This window comes from Flammeovirga sp. EKP202 (genome assembly GCF_014534745.1).
In the GTDB taxonomy this organism is placed as follows: Bacteria; Bacteroidota; Bacteroidia; order Cytophagales; family Flammeovirgaceae; genus Flammeovirga.
Window position 1 is genome coordinate 66,163 of record NZ_JACVVP010000023.1, and the last position, 17,268, is coordinate 83,430.

Genomic DNA, 17,268 nt, shown 5'->3' on the forward strand with positions numbered 1-17,268 from the left:
AAAATACTATGAATTACTTAGAAAAATACAAAAGTGATTTTCAAAAAATTGAATGGGATGATTCTTCAAAAATTCTAAAATCAACTTGGAATACTCCTATTAACATCTCTGAAGAATTATATAGAAATGAAATAATAGCCTACCTTAGAGTAACAGAAGAAATAGCTCCAAAGCTCATTTTGGTAGACGCCATTAGAGCCTATTATAATGTACTTCCTGAAACTCAGGATTGGATAAATGAGCAAAGTGTACCTCTTAATGTAAAGATTGGATTAGAAAAAATGGCTTTCATCGTTTCCTCTGATATTTTTTCACAAATGTCATTTGAGAAAATCCTAGATAAAACAACTAGTGAAATAGATCTTTTTAAATTGCAATACTTTGATGACGAAGTTAATGCTACAGAATGGCTCACAAACTCCTTGGATTAATTATATTTTATACATAAATTTACATTTATTATCAACATATATTACTATACAATATTTGGACACTCACTAAATCTATCAAACCTATGAAAAATTTTTTCACGATAACTCTTCTTACTTGTTGTGTAGCACTTTTGGCTTGTACTAAAGTGCATAAATCGAGCCCGGACTCTGTAAATTTCGAAGACAGAAAAAGGGAGTCTCAGTTTTATAACTTTAAAATGAAGAAATTAAACGGAGAATACCTTGACTTTCAAACATTGAAAGGAAAAAAGATCTTGATTGTCAATACAGCTTCTAAATGTGGTTTTACTCCTCAGTATGAAGCGTTACAAGCATTGCACGAAAAGTATGGAGAAGAATTAGTAATTCTTGGGTTCCCTTGTAATCAATTTGGAGGACAAGAACCTGGATCAAGTGAAGAAATTGCATCTTTTTGTAAATTAAATTACGGGGTTACGTTTACTATGATGGAAAAAGTAAATGTAAAAAAAGGCGGAGACCAAAGCCCGTTGTACAGATGGTTATCTGACCCTGAAGAAAATGGATGGAACGACGAAGCTCCATCATGGAATTTCTGTAAGTACTTCATCAATGGAAAAGGTGAGTTGAAAGACTTTTTCAATAGCAATGTTAAACCTACAGACACTGACCTAATAGATGCTATTTCTAAATAAGACTTATTAATCCTTTTAATATTCAACCTTTCAATTGGGAGTAGTCTAAAAACTTCCTGTTGAAAGGTTTTTTAATTTTATGGACAAACAATACTGGACCGAAAAATACGAATCCAACAATACAGGTTGGGACATTGGATACATCAGTACGCCTTTAAAAGAATATATTGATCAACTAGAGGACAAAGAGCTGAAGATCTTGATTCCCGGCGTAGGTAATGGCTATGAAATAGAATACTTGTGGCAACTGGGTTTCAAAAATTGCTATGCTGTAGACATCTCAGAGGCTCCGCTTCAAAATGTAAAGAAAAGGTGTCCTGATTTTCCTGAAGAGCAATTACTATGCAGTGATTTCTTCCAAATAGACATTGGTCATTTTAATCTGATACTAGAACAAACATTTTTTTGTGCTTTGAATCCTAGCCTTAGAAAACAATATGTGGAGCAAATGTATCGTTTACTGAAAAAAGGTGGTAAATTGAGTGGATTACTCTTTGACTTTGAGCTTACAAAAAATGGCCCACCTTTTGGAGGAAGTAAAGAAGAGTATTTATCCCTGTTCGAACCAAAGTTTGATATAAAAATACTTGAAAGGTGCTACAACAGCATTCCACCAAGAAGCGGGAATGAATTATTTTTTAGTTTTGAGAAGTAGCTGAAAAAGTATAGAAATTTTCTAAAGATGAATAGACAAATTGGTATTAAAGTTCTGTGGCTTGATCAATATGCCAGATTAAAGGAAGAAAACAGCAAATTAAAAGCAAACCTTGACAATGCTTTGGAGTATTGTAATGCCCTCCTTGAAGAAAAGGAAGATTACAACTTCAATGAAAAAGAAGAGGAACCTTTAATGGAAGCTATTAATGCTTTGAGAATGCAAAGAAAAGCGTTAAAAGTGATTGAGGAAGAAAGAGCATGGGTTTCTGAGGGACTTACAAAATTTGTTGATATTCTTAGAACTTCTCAAAGTAATCTTGAAGAACTTTGTGATCAAATCATCAATAACCTAGTTTCCTATCTTGGTGTGACTCAAGGTGGACTTTTCATTGTGGATGATAATATTGATGACCGAAAAGAATTAATGTTGATTTCAGCCTATGCTTATGAAAGAAAAAAATACATTAATCGAAATGTAAAACCTAGAGAAGGATTAGTAGGGCAAGTTTTCATCGAAAAAAGACCAATGTTCCTCAAAGAAATTCCTGATCAGTACGTAAACATTTCAAGTGGTTTAGGGCAAGCAAGACCTACCAACCTTTTCATTGCACCCATGCTTATGAATGAAGAAGTTTATGGTGTAATTGAATTAGCTTCGCTCAAAGAAATGCCTGAGTTCCAAAGAGAGTTTGTACTAAAATTGGGTGAAACTATCGCTTCAACTATTGCGGCTACAAGAAATTCTGATAGAATGAAAACACTATTGGAGGACTCTCAAATACAGGCAGAGCAAATGAGAGCTCAGGAAGAGGAAATGCGACAGAACGTTGAAGAACTGCAAGCCACTCAAGAAGAAATGCACCGAAAGCAAAAAGAAATGGAAGCGGCCAATGTTAAAACCAAAAACAATGAAGAGGTTTTAAAGAAAGCTTTTGAGAAAATGAGTGTTACAGAGGAAAATTACAAGGCCAAAATTGAAAAGCTGGCAACATCTGTCACTGAAAAAGAAGATAAAATTGATGCTCTAGAAAAAGAAATTGAGCTAAAAAATGAAGAAATAGAGAAATTAAGGGGACAACTTTAATATAAATTCTAAACAAAACATAGGTTATTGCAAGAACTTGCAATAACCTATTATTTTTGCCGTGGAAAATTGTATTTTTGCAATTCCATAATTTTTAGTGAAAGTAAACAAATAAAAAGGTGGCGTTTTTAACGCTTCCGGCAAAAATAGCGATATATGAAAATCTCCTTAAATTGGCTAAAAGGCCTAATTGATATAGAAGACAAAACGCCACAGGAAATTGATGAGCTTTTAACTAGTTCTGGTTTAGAGGTAGAAGGAATCGGTGAAGTTGAAGAAGTGAAAGGTGGACTGAAAGGTTTAGTTATTGGCGAGGTTTTAGAATGTGAGCAACATTCAAACGCAGATAAATTAAGAGTTACAAAAGTTGATATCGGTGAGGAAGAGCCTGTACAAATTGTATGTGGTGCTCCTAATGTCGCTAAAGGACAAAAAGTTGTAGTAGCTACTGTAGGTGCTGAACTTTATCCTTCTCCAACAGAAAGTTTTAAAATTAAAAAAGGTAAGATCCGTGGTGAAGTTTCACTAGGTATGATCTGTGCTGAAGATGAAATCGGATTGGGTACTTCTCATGACGGTATCATGGTTTTAGACACTGATTTAGCCAACGGTACTCCTGCTGCAAAATATTTTGGTTTAGAGAATGATCAAGTTTTTGAAATTGGTCTTACTCCAAACCGTGTAGATGGTTCTTCGCATTATGGTGCTGCTCGTGATTTGAAGGTATTATTGGATCGTGAAATCAAGCAGGCTACTAAAGCAGAATTAATCGAAAACTTTAAAGTAGATAACACTTCTACTCCTGTAAAAGTAAATGTTCAAGCGGAAGAAGCTTGTCCAAGATATACTGGTTTAACTATTTCTGGAATTACAATCAAAGAATCTCCGAAATGGATTAAGCAACGTTTAAATTCTATTGGTTTAGCTCCTATCAACAACGTAGTGGATATTACGAACTTCGTTTTACATGAATTAGGACAACCACTTCACGCTTTTGATTTAGCAAAAGTAACGGGCAACGAAGTAAACGTGAAATTTGCTACTGAAGGCGCTAAGTTCACTACCCTAGACGAAGCGGAAAGAGAATTAAAAGGTAACGATTTGATGATTGCCAATGCCTCTGAGGATATGTGTATCGCAGGTGTATTTGGTGGTTTAGATTCAGGTGTAACTGAAGGAACTACAAGCATCTTCTTAGAAAGTGCTTATTTCCACCCTGACTTTGTTCGTAAGACATCTCAACAACACAGTATCAAAACAGATTCTTCATTCCGTTTTGAAAGAGGTTGTGATCCAAACATGTGTATTACGGCATTGAAATATGCATCAATGTTGATCAAAGAGTACGCAGGTGGCGAAATCTCTTCTGAGATTGTAGACATCTACCCTACTCCTATTGAGAACTTCATTATTGATGTAAAATTCAAAAATGTAGATCGTTTGATCGGTCAACATATTCCACAAGATAGAATTATCTCTATTCTTGAAGGTTTAGAAATCTCTATTTTAGAGCGTACTGAAGAAACTATCAAAGTTTCAGTTCCTCCTTACAGAGTGGACGTACAAAGAGAGGCGGATATCATTGAAGAGATCTTAAGAATTTATGGTTTCAACAGTGTTACATTAGATGAGTCTTTATCGACTGATTTCTTAGCAAGTTTTCCTAAGAAAGACAAGCAAATTCTTCAGACAAAAGTGACTGAAATGCTTGCAGGAAGCGGTTGTTTCGAAATCATGACCAACTCATTGACTACTAGCAAGTATTCAACAGGTTTAGCGGATATCGATGAATCAAAAGACGTAAAAATCTTAAACATCTTATCAGCTGATTTAGATGTAATGCGTCAGTCTATGTTATTCTCTGGTCTTGAAGTAATTGATAGAAATATCAGACGTCAGCAGAAGAATATCAAAGCTTTCGAATTTGGTAAAACATACCATAAAGGAGAAGAAGGTTACACTGAAAAAGAGCACCTAACGTTATTCGTTTCAGGTACTTCATCAGATGAGTCATGGATCAGAAAAGCAGTAAATGCTGACTTCCATACAATCTCTTCTATCGTAGAAAGAATCTTTGAAAGATTAAATATTCAAGGTATTTCTAAGGAGTATGTGAAGAACGATACTTTCGCTTACGGTTTGACTTACACTGCAAGAAAGCAAGTAATTGCAACTGTAGGTATGGTTAACCCTAAGGCTGCTAAATTGGCAGGTGTAAAAACGGAAGTATTCTTTGCTGATATTGATTGGTCTGCATTAGTGAAAATGTACAGTGCAGATTACAAATTCAAAGAATTACCTAAATTCCCTGAAGTAAGAAGAGACTTATCTTTAGTATTGAACAACAAAGCTACATTTGCTTCAATTCAGGAAATTGCAAAGAAAACAGAAAGAAAATTATTGAAGGATATCAATGTATTTGACGTTTATGAAGGTAAGCACCTTGCACAAGGTTTGAAATCTTACTCAGTAAGCTTTATTCTTCAAGATGAAAATAAAACTTTAAATGATAAGACTATTGATAAATGTATGAATGCATTAATCAAAGCTTTCGAAAATCAGCTTGGTGCTGTAATCCGTAAATAGTTTTATCTAGCCACTCTTTATTTTAATAAAATAGAGAGTGGTTTCATTTTTTAATTCTGATCAATTATGTCAACTATCATCCCCAATTTAAGCGAAGAACTTAAACTATTGGTTGAAAAAATCAACACCCTGCAAGCACTTTATAAAAACGCTCAAACTACAATTCAACAATTAAACGAAGATCGCATTAAGACTGAAAAACAGTTAGATGCAACGATAGATGTACAAGAACATAGCGACCGTTTACAGGAATTGATCAACAAGGGAGATGAACAAATTGATCAATTAATGAATGAGAAAAGTACTTTACAACAGGAAAGAGATGAAGCACAGCAACTTTCCGAAGGACAACAAAGTGTGATTCAGTTTCTCAATCAGGATATTGATCAGTTAAGAAAAGAGATCGAAGAAAAAAATGAAACCATTGATGTTTTTAATGAACAAAAAAGAGCATCAATTATGGAAGTTCAGAAATTGAAAATGGAGATCAGAGATCTAAAACCACTTGTGGAATCTCTTGAAAAACTTCAATTAGAAAATCAGCAACTTTTAAAGGAACAAGAAGAAAATAAGGCCGAAATCGAGCTTCTTAATGAGGAAATCGAAAGACTTTCTCAAGGGTAAGTTACTTTTTTGACTGAAAAAGATATAAAATTCCAATAATTAAAGTACATTTATTCTTTAAAAGGGAATTTTACTTAGATCGAAGAAAATTTCGGTTTAATATTCATATTCACATAGATTGCAATAACTACCCTAATGGGGTGATAACCAAAAAAACTTGTAGTACTAAGCATGGGATTAAGATCCACTAAAGAGAGCATACAACTGAACATTTGTGGCAAATTATACAACGTAAAAGCCAGCAAATCTGAAGAGCATCTGCTTAAAAAAGCAGCAGAACGCCTCAATCAGATTGTGGATGAAAAGCGTCAAAACCTCTCTGGTGTTGAAATGAAAGATCTACTTGTTATTACTGCATTTGATTTTGTGGTGGAAGCTTTGAAAGAACAAGAGGAGTTACAGAATATCGCTAGTCGTGTGAATGATATCAATAAACAACTAGACGAAATTTTACCTTAATATTTCTTCTTTTTTTGATCTTGTAGTTCCTGAACATATATATTATTCAACTGTAGTCACCGAACTACGCACAGACATCTGTACGTACAACATGGAACAAATAATTTTAGCTGCCGTTGTCAGTCTACTTATAGGAGTAGCGATTGGCAGATTTTTATTGGTGAAAGTCTTGAAAGGCATGGAAACAGCCGCACAAGACAAAGCACAAGACATTGTAAAAGATGCAAAGAAGGAAGCGGAGAGCATCAAAAGGTCAAAACTTGTAGAGTCTAAAGAGAAATTCTTGAAAATGAAACAAGATTTTGACTCTGAAACGGCAAAGAGAAAAAATCAACTCAGCGTAAACGAAAACAAACTTAAGCAGTTCGAAAATCGTTTAAAACAACAAGAATCAAAGCACAAGCAAAAAGAAGCTGTAATTGCAAAACAGATTGAATCTTTCAAAAAGAAAGATCAAGAAATGGAGCAGCGCTTTGAAGAGTTAGCACATCAAAAACAACTTACTTTTAAAGCTAAAGAGGAGGCTGAACAACTTCGTCTGAAACAAGTAGAGCAACTTGAAAAAGTAGCCAACTTGAAAGCGGAAGAAGCGAGAGAGCAACTTGTTGAAGCTTTAAAAGATGAAGCCCGCACTAAGGCATCCATGCATATCAAAAATATCATGGAAGAAGCGAAAATGACAGCTACTAAAGAAGCACGTAAAACGGTAATCACTGCTATACAGAGAACTGCCGCTGAACAAGCTATTGAAAACTGCGTTTCTATTTTCAACCTAGAAAGTGATGAACTAAAAGGTAAAATCATTGGTAGAGAAGGTAGAAATATTCGTGCTTTAGAAGCAAGCACTGGTGTGGAAATCATTGTTGATGATACGCCTGAAGCAATCATTATTTCTGGATTTGATCCTGTAAGAAGAGAGATTGCAAGAGTTTCCTTACACCGATTAGTAGCAGATGGTCGTATTCACCCTGCTCGTATCGAAGAGGTAGTTGCCAAAACAAAGAAAAATATTGAAGACGAGATTGTCGAAATCGGTGAGCGTACTGTTATTGACTTAGGCATTCACGGTTTACACCCTGAATTAATTAAGTTGGTAGGTAGAATGCGTTTCCGTTCTTCATATGGTCAAAACTTGTTACAGCACTCTAGAGAAGTTTCTAACTTGGCAAGCACAATGGCTTCAGAGCTTGGCTTGAACTCTAAAGTAGCGAAGCGTGCCGGTCTTCTTCACGATATTGGTAAAGTATGGCCAGAAGAGCCAGAACTACCTCACGCAATCTTAGGTATGAACCTAGCGAAGAAATATGGTGAAAGCCCTGAGGTTTGTAATGCAATTGGTGCTCACCACGACGAGATTGAAATGACTACGCTTATTTCTCCTATCGTTCAAGCATGTGACGCTGTAAGTGGTTCTAGACCTGGTGCTAGACGTGAAATGATGGAATCTTACATCCAACGTCTGAAAGAATTGGAAGGTTTAGCAATGAGCTTCAAAGGTGTTCACAAATGCTACGCGATCCAAGCAGGTAGAGAGTTACGTGTAATGGTTGATGCAGATAAAGTTCCTGATCAAGATGCTGGTCAATTATCATTTGATATTGCCAACAAGATCGAAACAGAAATGCAATATCCTGGACAGATCAAAGTAACTGTAATTCGTGAAACTCGCTCAGTACATTTCGCGAAATAAGACAGACAAAAATATATTTTTAGAGGTCGGCTATTTATTTAGTCGACCTTTTTTATTTCCTTTATTTCAAGGTAAGAGTACGATTTTTTATTATTATATTTTGAATTGAAAGAGAGGGTAGTATTCATCAACTCGAATGCATAAACTCGTCTTTCCACATTCCTAATATCTTCCTAAACATTCAAATTATGTCAGACAATAAAACTAGATGTGAGTGGTCTACACATCATAAAATCGATCAAGACTACCATGATGAAGAATGGGGTGTCCCTGTTTATGATGACCGTAAACTTTTTGAAATGCTCTGTCTTGAAGGACAACAAGCAGGTATGAATTGGCATATGATATTGCTCAAAAGGAAGAATTATCAGGAGTTATTTGAAAATTTTGAAGCAGAAGCCATTATTGAGTTTAATGATGACTATGTTGAAGCCTTAATGCAAGAAAAAGGAATTATCCGAAATAAATTAAAAATAAAAGCAATCATCAGTAACGCTAAAGCCTACCTGAAAGTAAAGGAAGAATTTGGAACTTTTAAAGAGTATATCTGGCAATTTACGGATTATAAAGTGATCCAAAATAATTGGAAAACAATGGAAGAAGTACCAACTAAAACGGACATTAGTGACCGAATGAGTAAAGACTTAAAGAAGAGAGGTTTTAAATTCGTCGGGAGTATTACATGTTATGCTTATATGCAGGGAGTGGGTATGATCAATGATCATACTGTCGATTGTTTTAGACACAAGGAAGTGCAGAAGTTGGCTCGCCCAAGAGCTTAAATATTCTCATTCTTCAATACTCAATTAGAGATAACTATCAAGAGGTGTTTCCTAATCAGATTATAGTTTGGATCACAAGGTATCATCTGATCTAAATACTGAAACTTTAGTTTAGAATTCACCAAGCACACTGAGGGTAGTGTATTGTGGTTCGCGAGGACGTTACAATGCAACGCCCCTACAAAACTGCATTTTAGAAGATAATTATAAAACCTTTATCTTTTGATAATGTAATCGGATAATCATTTAGTAGTATCTCCCTCGGCCTTGAAGGGAAAAGCGTGAAGAATTTCATGTATAGAGCCGTTAAAAATGATTTTCTTGTTTGAGCAAAGCGAGTTTAAAATCATTTAGGCGAGAGGAATGAAATTTAGCTTTTGACTTCTAAGCCTAGATTTTTTGCTTCGTTTTTCATCAATGGAAAAATGAAGAAGAAGGAAGCTTGAAAGTAGATCCAATAAATGCTTGTAGAAAGGCCTATTGAAAGTTGATGATAATTTAATATTCCACGGTAAAAGGCAAAACCATTTTTTGTTGTACAGGCTTACCACTCTGTTGAGCAATCATCCATTTTGGTGAACTTCTTAAAATAGAAACTACCTTATCATCTACACTACTTTCAATACCTTTTAGGATTCTGATATCTTCTAATTTACCGTATTTATTCACAATAAACTCAACAAATACTTTTCCCTTCTTGGTAGCTGTATTTGTTTCAAATGTTGCATGAAACCAACTGTAAAACTCACCCATACCTCCTGGATATGATGCCGAAGTTTCAGGCATTGCATAAATAGTATCAGAATCTTCAGCAGAAGCTGTTTTCATTTCGTGATCCAATAACATTGAAAGTTCATTGGCATGCATTCTCAATTCATCGGTCATTGGGTAATTGTACATTTCCATTACCTCATTCTTTGCTATATCATTTAGATTTAAATGATGATGTGCCAAAGATCTAATGTATTGAATTTCCGAAGTGGTTCTTGGAAGTAATGCGATTATTTCGTCTGTTTTGATCAATGCCTTATCGTACTCCTCCTGCTCTAATAACTCATAAGCATAACGAATATAGTCCTTCGAAATTTCCTCAGGTGTTAATTGAGCCAATATTTTAAGAGGCGAAATGACGATGATAAGTAGGAGTAGTAGCGTCTTCATTGTAAGAGTATATATGGCTTGTGAATATATAACGTGTTGCTTGTAGTATTATTATATATTTGAATGTGTACGTATTATGTAAATAAAGTAAGAAGTTCACCTATTTGCAAATTTAATCTTCCCTCCACTTTATTCTATATGACAAACCTCCTTCTACAAACCATGATTCTGATGCAACACCTCCAAATAAATCCAACATAAAGTCGTTATTGATAAAAAAAGAAAAACCTCCATCAACTCCTGGCTCAAAATCATTCAGATTACCATAAAGCTCGATGAATGCTCCCCACCTTTTCCCCAAAGAAGCAGAGAAATTAAAAGTAGCAGGAACCAAATAAGTAGAAATTCCTCTTCTTGGAAAAGTAACACCTACATTCATATTATAGGCCAACCAATTGTTGATTTGATTTCGGGTGGCTACATTCATCAACATACCTGGAGAAGATCTTTTATAATCATCATTCACTAACCTTGAAAGTACCCTTCCTTGAAAAGCCATACTTGGAATCCATCCATCATTTTCTAATACGCTATATTTAAAACCTAATTCGGTCGCACTTATACCCTCAGCAACTACCGAAGTTTCGCCTTGTGTTCTTGCTTTATCTCTACGATAAATCACCAAAGCTTCCAAATCAAACCTCTCACTCAAAGCAAGTCTTAAAAAAGTATTACTATTAATGTTACTTCGGTCAACATCTCCATCTTTTTCTTCCGTATAATTAAACCCTGTTTGTAACTGAAAAACATGTTTCCCTAAAGTAGATGCACTATAGGTTTGGCCCGGTCTATCCGAAGAAACTGTTTCACTAAATTGAGCATAGGAAAGATTTGAGATTGAAACAAAGAAAGATACAAGAGTGAGTATTTTGTAATTCATAATATTTAAGATGATTGCTTTTTATAAATTAACTAAAACAAAATACTCTTCTGAGGCTCTCATCTTAAAATGAAATAAAAAGAAAAGATAGTTATATTCTTGGATGTTGAATTATTCATTACATCAAATCAATACTCAGTGGAACACTTTCTACAGTGATAAAAAACAATAGGCTACCCTAAAACAGAGTAGCCTAAAGACTAAATTAACGTGGAAAAGCTATTGCTTAACTCAACAACTGAAGTATTACCTCTTCAATTGTATTTATTTGATTTTTACGATTCGAATATTATCGTATTTGATGTCTAACATCGGGATTTCTTCTCCCTCTGGATCATCTGCATTTTGAAGGGCAAAACGAATCGGTTGTCCATCAATATCTGCAACATTTCCAACAGGTGCTCCTGCACCTCCCGAATAACGGAATAACTCAATTGGAATTACAATCGTTTCCCAACCTTCTGTTTGGAAAGGCTCACGATCGCCAGTAAACTCCCAATACCTTGTCATATCCTTGTTGATTTCCCATGGCTTCCATAAGAAATGAGGGCCATTATCACCAATAAACTGCATTTGAATTCTACCACTATTTAATGGAGCTCCAACATTTACTTCAAACTTAAGAGCATAGTCACTAGCGGCCCCATTCAAACCTTGACCGGCATAACCATTCATGGCGATTACCCAATTATTGTCCCACCATGAACCTGGAGTAATTGGTGAATCTTGATAAGTATGTACATAAACACCATCTAAACCATCTTCTGTTTTAAAAGCTCCAGGACCCACTCCCCAAGAGAAGATATTAAGGTCATCGAAGTTACACACCATACCAGTTTTGTCATTGAACATAAACCTTGGAGCTGTAGATGAAGTCCCTGAAGCCGTTACAACTTCTACTGCACCTGCTTCTGTAACACCATCAGGCACTGTAAGTGTCAAAGAAGTAGCCTCATCATTTACATTAAGTCCTGTAGTTACTTCTATTCCACCTGGAAAAACTACCTTTTCAACAAAATAGAAATACTTTCCTGATAACTTAAATGAATCACCTGCTTTCGCAAATTCATTACTAATACTTTCAATAGAAGGAGCAGGAGGTAATACGATTAAATCTCTCTCAATCATCCCATTACTTGTCGTCACCACCAGTTTATTTGAAACTGAACTATTTGTGGCTACTGTAGGAACATCATCAGGAACTGTTACAATCACACTACCATCTGTAATGTAAACTGGGCTTAAGGACAATTCCATATCGTTTAAGGTCACCATAACAGTTGAGCCTAAACCTTTACCTACAATGGCAATAACTTCACCTAATCCTACTTCTGCTAAATCTTGATCAGCCAAATCTGGGTCTGTATATCTTACCATTGAAATGGCTGGAGCATCCTCTGTTTCATTTGTACAAGAGGAGAATAATCCCTGCATTACCAATGCAACAATTATATATATTGGAAGAAATAATCTTCTCATAATGTTTTTAATTTTAGTTTACTCGAAATTATATTCTACTGCTGCCTCTTTTAATAAGGGGTTATTCACCACATCAGCTTCGGGATAAGGCATAATCAAATCTGACTCAATCACATTATAAGTTCTTGACTCTAGAACAGGATTGCCATCAGTCCAACTAAATGAACCTCTCTCTTGTGTTGAAAGGTAATCTACAACTGCTTGAGGATCAAAAAAGCTCCAACGTGATAGGTCGTACCAGAAGTGGCCCTCCATTGCAAATTCTACACGTCGTTCATTAAAAATATCCATCCAAGTGATTGCTGACTTTCCATCAAGTCCCGCTCTCTCTCTTACAGCGTTATAATATTGTAATGCATCAGCATCTGAAGTAAAAGCATTATTGCCCATTGCTGCTTCAGCATAGATTAAGTAAACCTCTGAAAGTCTTAGCATATAAGTGTTTAAACTTGTACGCATAAAAGCTACTTGACCATCGTTATCATCAGGAGAACCTACTACATATTTTTTTACAGAAGAAGCCGCTGGATAAGTCTCTAATTCATAAAGGTATCCGCCTTCACTTTTCATTAATTCAGGATAGAAATCACCTTTATACATAAAAGTTGCTTTTCTTCTTTCATCACCTACTTCATACAATTCTTTGATACTAGGAGCAGCTCCACCGCCACTTCCCCAGCCATCACCAACACCTGTTAGTTTTCCCTCAGGGGCAAGGTAAGCTTGATGTGTATTTTGAGTACCCCATCCTCCATTAAAAATCCATTGGAAGGCAAATAAACTTTCAGGACTGTTATTGTTTTCAATCTTATACAAATCTGCATAGTTGTCCATTAATTCCAATCCACTCAACCTGATCACATCTCCTGCATGTAACTTGGCCATATTTAAATCATCTTGACTACGGCTCCCTGTTTGTCCAACACCTGATCTATACAAATAAGCTTTGGCTAACATTCCTTTTGCCGACCATTTTGTCACTCTACCTGGTTCGTCTGTTTCAGGAAGGTGATCAGCAGCGAATGTTAAATCATTGATAACGAATTGGAATACGTTACTTGTTGTATTTTTTGGGATAATCGGATTACTGATTAACGGTACATTATCCTCAATGATAGGCACTTCTCTCCACAACAACGCTAATTGTAAATAGGCAACCCCTCTCATAAAACGTGCTTCCGCAATGGCTTGATTTTTAGCTTCCATAGGAATGCTCTCATCCGCTTTTTCATTTACATTACGAATCACACTATTGGCTTGTCCTACAACCGTAAAAAGTGACCTCCAAGCTTCTGCCAAAACGTAGTTTGTACCTGTAACTGCAAATCTCCAGAATGCATCATATCCTGCATCATTGGTAGCAAAATTACCACCTCCACCATCACCGATCGCAAAGTTTGCTTTGTCATTGTAATCAAACCATACCACATTATACAAACCTGCCGTGGCCATTTTCAATTCTTTCTCTGATTTGTAGAATGAATCTTCAGTGATTGCGTCTTCAGGTGGACGGTTTAGAAAAGCTTCACTACATGCCACTAAAGTTGTTGCTGTAATGAATAACACTATATATTTTTTAAAATTCATTTTCTCGATGGTTTAGAAGTGTACGTTTAGTCCCAATGTATAGATTCTTGGTGATGGGTATTTACCATTATCTACATTCTTTAAAATCAAGCTTTGGTTGTAATTTCCTACATCAGGATCGAAACCTGAGTAATTCGTGAATGTATAGAGGTTTTGGAAGTTCATATACACTCTCAACTTCGTTAAATGTATCTTATTTAAGATGTGTGATGGTAAGCTATAGCCTACTGATAGGTTTTGAATACGTAAATAAGATCCATCTTCAATATATCGGTCACTGATTCTGTTGTTCGCATTCGGGTCACCCGATGTTGCTCTTGGTAATGAAGCTCCTGGATTAACTAGCGTAACACCTTCAATTGAATTATCATTGCTTGATAAAATAGCTCTATCCTTCACAGTAGCTGATTGGTTAAATGCTCCTGTTAATTCCTCTGTAGTACGTTTTGTATAATTAAAAATATCACCTCCTACACTTCCTGTCAACATCAAGTTAAGGTCAAAATTTTTCCATTCTACAGTATTATTGATACCAAATGTAAAATCAGGATTTGGATCACCAATAAGTGTAATATCCTCTTCGTTAATCACGCCATCATTATTGATATCTTTAAACTTCAAGTCACCAACCCATGTACCGCTCAATCTGTCAATCTTATCTGATTGTTGTGCGTGGTTCTGAACATCTGCCGCATCTTGGAAAACACCCTCTACTTGATAACCATAGAATAAACCAATAGGTTGACCTTCACTAGATCTTGTGATACGGTCTCTACCATATTGCACTGCACCATTAATTGTTGCACCACTTGTAGATATAATTTCATTTCTATTCGCTGTAAATGTGATTCCTGTAGACCATTTTACGGCACCAGTAGTGTTAATTGTATTCAATGTCACTTCCACACCTCTGTTTGTCATTTCACCAATGTTTGTCGTCGGTGCTTTTATCGAACCGGTACCTTGAGAACCCATATACATCGGTAAAGGAAGGTCCATTAAAAGATCTGTTACATTTTTTTGATAGACTTCAGTAATTAGTTCTAATCTATTCTCAAACATTGCTAAATCAATACCTAAGTTGACTGATTTTGACGTTTCCCATTTCAATAGAGGGTTCGCATAATTGGCAGGTAAAAGACCTATCCCCCACTTTGTTGCGTAGTTCGTTAAAGCAGTACCATAACCGTAACCTCCTATGTCTTGATTACCTACTTCACCATAACCGACTCTAAATTTCAGATCACTGATTTTGTCAACATTTTGCATAAAGCTTTCGTTTTTCACTTTCCATGCAAAAGCAAAAGACGGGAAGAAACCCCACTTATTTTCTGGGCCAAAATTAGACGATCCATCATAACGGAAAGTAGCTGTAATCATGTATCTATCTAAGAAATCAATATGTCCACGACCAAAATAAGAGGCTAATGCATGACTTCCTTTGTAACCTGCATTTTGTGCTGTTTCTGCATCACCAGCATTAATTTCTGTAATATCGTTTGTCACGAAATCAGTTCTGAAGGCCATTAATCCTTGCCATGATGCCTCTTGTGCTTCTTGGCCCAACATAGCACTTACTTTCACCTTATCGAAAGACTTGTTATAAGTCAAGAAATTAGTCAATACCCAGAACTTATTTTGATCAACTTGTCTTCTACTTTTGTTGACGTTATTGACTACAGCCCCAATTTCATAAGTAGGGTCAAAACCATAGTTGTTGGTAATACCAAAGTCATAACCTAATTTTGTTGTAAACTTAAGGTTCTTGTGTAGATCAATTTCAGCGTTGAGGTTACCAAAGAACTTCATTCTTTCTAAACTCATATCTCTTAGTTCTGCTTGAGCTACAGGATTAAGAAAATTAATACCATCTTCTGGTCTTGGTCCTCCCCAAGTACCATCCAAATTTTTCACTGGAATATCAGGACGCTGTCTTAATGATAAAGAGATTACACCATCAATATCATCATTTAAAGTGATATTTTCAGTGGTATTACCAAAGTTGACAGAAGCTCCTATCTTAAACCAATTCGTTGCCTTATGGTTAACATTCAATCTACCTGTTAACTTATTGAAACCTGATCCAACCATAATACCTTCTTGGTCCATATAACCTAATGAAGTAGCGAAGTTTGTCTTATCATTACCTCCTGTTAGACTTAGGTTGTGGCTTTGCATTGGGGCAACTCTAAAAATTTCATTTTGCCAGTTTGTCCCCTCTCCTAATAAAGAAATGTCTGATAAGTAAGGATCACTGCTTCTATTATAATCTCTATCGATTTCCTGCATGTAAGTTGCAAACTCTCTCAAGTTCAAAACATCCAATTTCTTCGGAACTTCCTGAAGTGCATAGAAGGTATCATAAGCAATATTCGTTTTACCTGACTTCCCAGATTTTGTCGTAACGAGTATTACACCATTAGCTGCTCTCGAACCATAAATTGCCGTTGCTGAAGCATCTTTTAGTACTTCAATTGACTCAATATCATTATTATTGATTGTTGATAATGGGCTCACTGCTGTTTGTCCATCACCTCCACCTGCCCAGCCAAATCCTGAACTTGTGCCTTGTGCATTACCTGAAAAAGGAACACCATCAATTACATAAAGAGGTTCTGAAGAGCCAAATGAACTTGCTCCACGGATATTTACTGATACTCCACCCCCTGGCTGTCCAGAGTTTTGAGTAACAACTACACCTGCTGCCCTACCGATCAACGCCTGATCCATTGACGTGGAAACTGTATTCTGAAGTGCTTCTCCTTTTACAGAAACTAAAGAACCTGTTAAGTCAGACTTTTTCATTTGGCCATAACCAACCACCACTACTTCTTCTAGTTGCTCTAAATCTGCCTCAAGGCTTGCATTAATCACATCAGTACTGCCTACAACTTTTACCAGGTCTTTATAACCTACATAAGTAAACACTATTTCTGTAATTGGTGTACTTGACGCCAACTTATAATGACCATCAAAATCTGTTACGGTACCGATTGAAGTACCTTTGACTACTACGTTCACTCCAGGAATCGGTGATTGATCATCAGCATCAAGGACTTGTCCTGTGATCACCCTTTCTTGTGCGTATAATTGAAGAGAACACAACAAGGATATAAGAAACATCAAAACTCTTATGTTTCTTTTTGAGTTGTAATACTGCATGTTTGTTTTTTT

14 protein-coding genes are annotated in these 17,268 nt (G+C 35.9%); 9 read left to right on the top strand and 5 right to left on the bottom strand.

Annotation, left to right across the window (positions count from 1 at the left end; all coding sequences use genetic code 11):
* Positions 1-8: 8 nt before the first annotated feature.
* The 9 genes from IC221_RS15380 (at position 9) to IC221_RS15420 (ending at position 8,987) form a co-directional block, all read left to right on the top strand.
* Positions 9-431 (top strand): hypothetical protein, encoded by a 423-nt coding sequence (locus IC221_RS15380; RefSeq protein ID WP_188169816.1) that lies wholly within the window; start codon positions 9-11, stop codon positions 429-431.
* Between the two features lie 83 nt (positions 432-514).
* Positions 515-1,105 (top strand): glutathione peroxidase, encoded by a 591-nt coding sequence (locus IC221_RS15385; protein WP_188169817.1) that lies wholly within the window; start codon positions 515-517, stop codon positions 1,103-1,105.
* Between the two features lie 79 nt (positions 1,106-1,184).
* Positions 1,185-1,760, top strand: coding sequence for a methyltransferase domain-containing protein (locus IC221_RS15390; RefSeq protein ID WP_188169818.1), 576 nt, complete (start codon positions 1,185-1,187; stop codon positions 1,758-1,760).
* A gap of 27 nt (positions 1,761-1,787) precedes the next feature.
* Positions 1,788-2,846, top strand: coding sequence for a GAF domain-containing protein (locus tag IC221_RS15395; RefSeq protein WP_188169819.1), 1,059 nt, complete (start codon positions 1,788-1,790; stop codon positions 2,844-2,846).
* 156 nt (positions 2,847-3,002) lie between these two features.
* Entirely contained in the window at positions 3,003-5,432 is a 2,430-nt protein-coding gene (gene pheT, locus IC221_RS15400) for a phenylalanine--tRNA ligase subunit beta (protein WP_188169820.1), read from the top strand.
* 66 nt (positions 5,433-5,498) lie between these two features.
* The gene (locus tag IC221_RS15405; RefSeq protein WP_188169821.1) at positions 5,499-6,056 is read left to right on the top strand and encodes a hypothetical protein; all 558 of its coding nucleotides are present in this window, start codon (positions 5,499-5,501) and stop codon (positions 6,054-6,056) included.
* Positions 6,057-6,227: 171 nt separating this feature from the next.
* Positions 6,228-6,515 (top strand): cell division protein ZapA, encoded by a 288-nt coding sequence (locus IC221_RS15410; RefSeq protein WP_188169822.1) that lies wholly within the window; start codon positions 6,228-6,230, stop codon positions 6,513-6,515.
* 91 nt (positions 6,516-6,606) lie between these two features.
* Positions 6,607-8,205 carry a ribonuclease Y gene (gene rny, locus IC221_RS15415; RefSeq protein WP_188169823.1) on the top strand — a complete coding sequence of 533 codons (1,599 nt, stop codon included), beginning with the start codon at positions 6,607-6,609 and terminating at the stop codon, positions 8,203-8,205.
* A 188-nt stretch (positions 8,206-8,393) separates the two neighbouring features.
* Entirely contained in the window at positions 8,394-8,987 is a 594-nt protein-coding gene (locus IC221_RS15420; RefSeq protein ID WP_188169824.1) for a DNA-3-methyladenine glycosylase I, read from the top strand.
* Between the two features lie 498 nt (positions 8,988-9,485).
* On the opposite strand, the gene IC221_RS15425 is transcribed toward IC221_RS15420, so the two are convergent.
* The 5 genes from IC221_RS15425 to IC221_RS15445 form a co-directional block, all read right to left on the bottom strand.
* The gene (locus IC221_RS15425; RefSeq protein ID WP_188169825.1) at positions 9,486-10,148 is read right to left on the bottom strand and encodes an energy transducer TonB; all 663 of its coding nucleotides are present in this window, start codon (positions 10,146-10,148) and stop codon (positions 9,486-9,488) included.
* A gap of 112 nt (positions 10,149-10,260) precedes the next feature.
* Positions 10,261-11,028 carry a transporter gene (locus tag IC221_RS15430; protein WP_188169826.1) on the bottom strand — a complete coding sequence of 256 codons (768 nt, stop codon included), beginning with the start codon at positions 11,026-11,028 and terminating at the stop codon, positions 10,261-10,263.
* A 264-nt stretch (positions 11,029-11,292) separates the two neighbouring features.
* Positions 11,293-12,507 carry a glycan-binding surface protein gene (locus IC221_RS15435; RefSeq protein ID WP_188169827.1) on the bottom strand — a complete coding sequence of 405 codons (1,215 nt, stop codon included), beginning with the start codon at positions 12,505-12,507 and terminating at the stop codon, positions 11,293-11,295.
* An 18-nt stretch (positions 12,508-12,525) separates the two neighbouring features.
* On the bottom strand, positions 12,526-14,094 hold the full coding sequence (locus IC221_RS15440) for a RagB/SusD family nutrient uptake outer membrane protein (protein WP_188169828.1): 1,569 nt from the start codon (positions 14,092-14,094) through the stop codon (positions 12,526-12,528).
* Positions 14,095-14,106: 12 nt separating this feature from the next.
* Positions 14,107-17,217: a TonB-dependent receptor gene (locus IC221_RS15445; protein ID WP_223241399.1), complete on the bottom strand. Its 3,111-nt coding sequence runs from the start codon at positions 17,215-17,217 to the stop codon at positions 14,107-14,109.
* Positions 17,218-17,268: the final 51 nt, after the last annotated feature.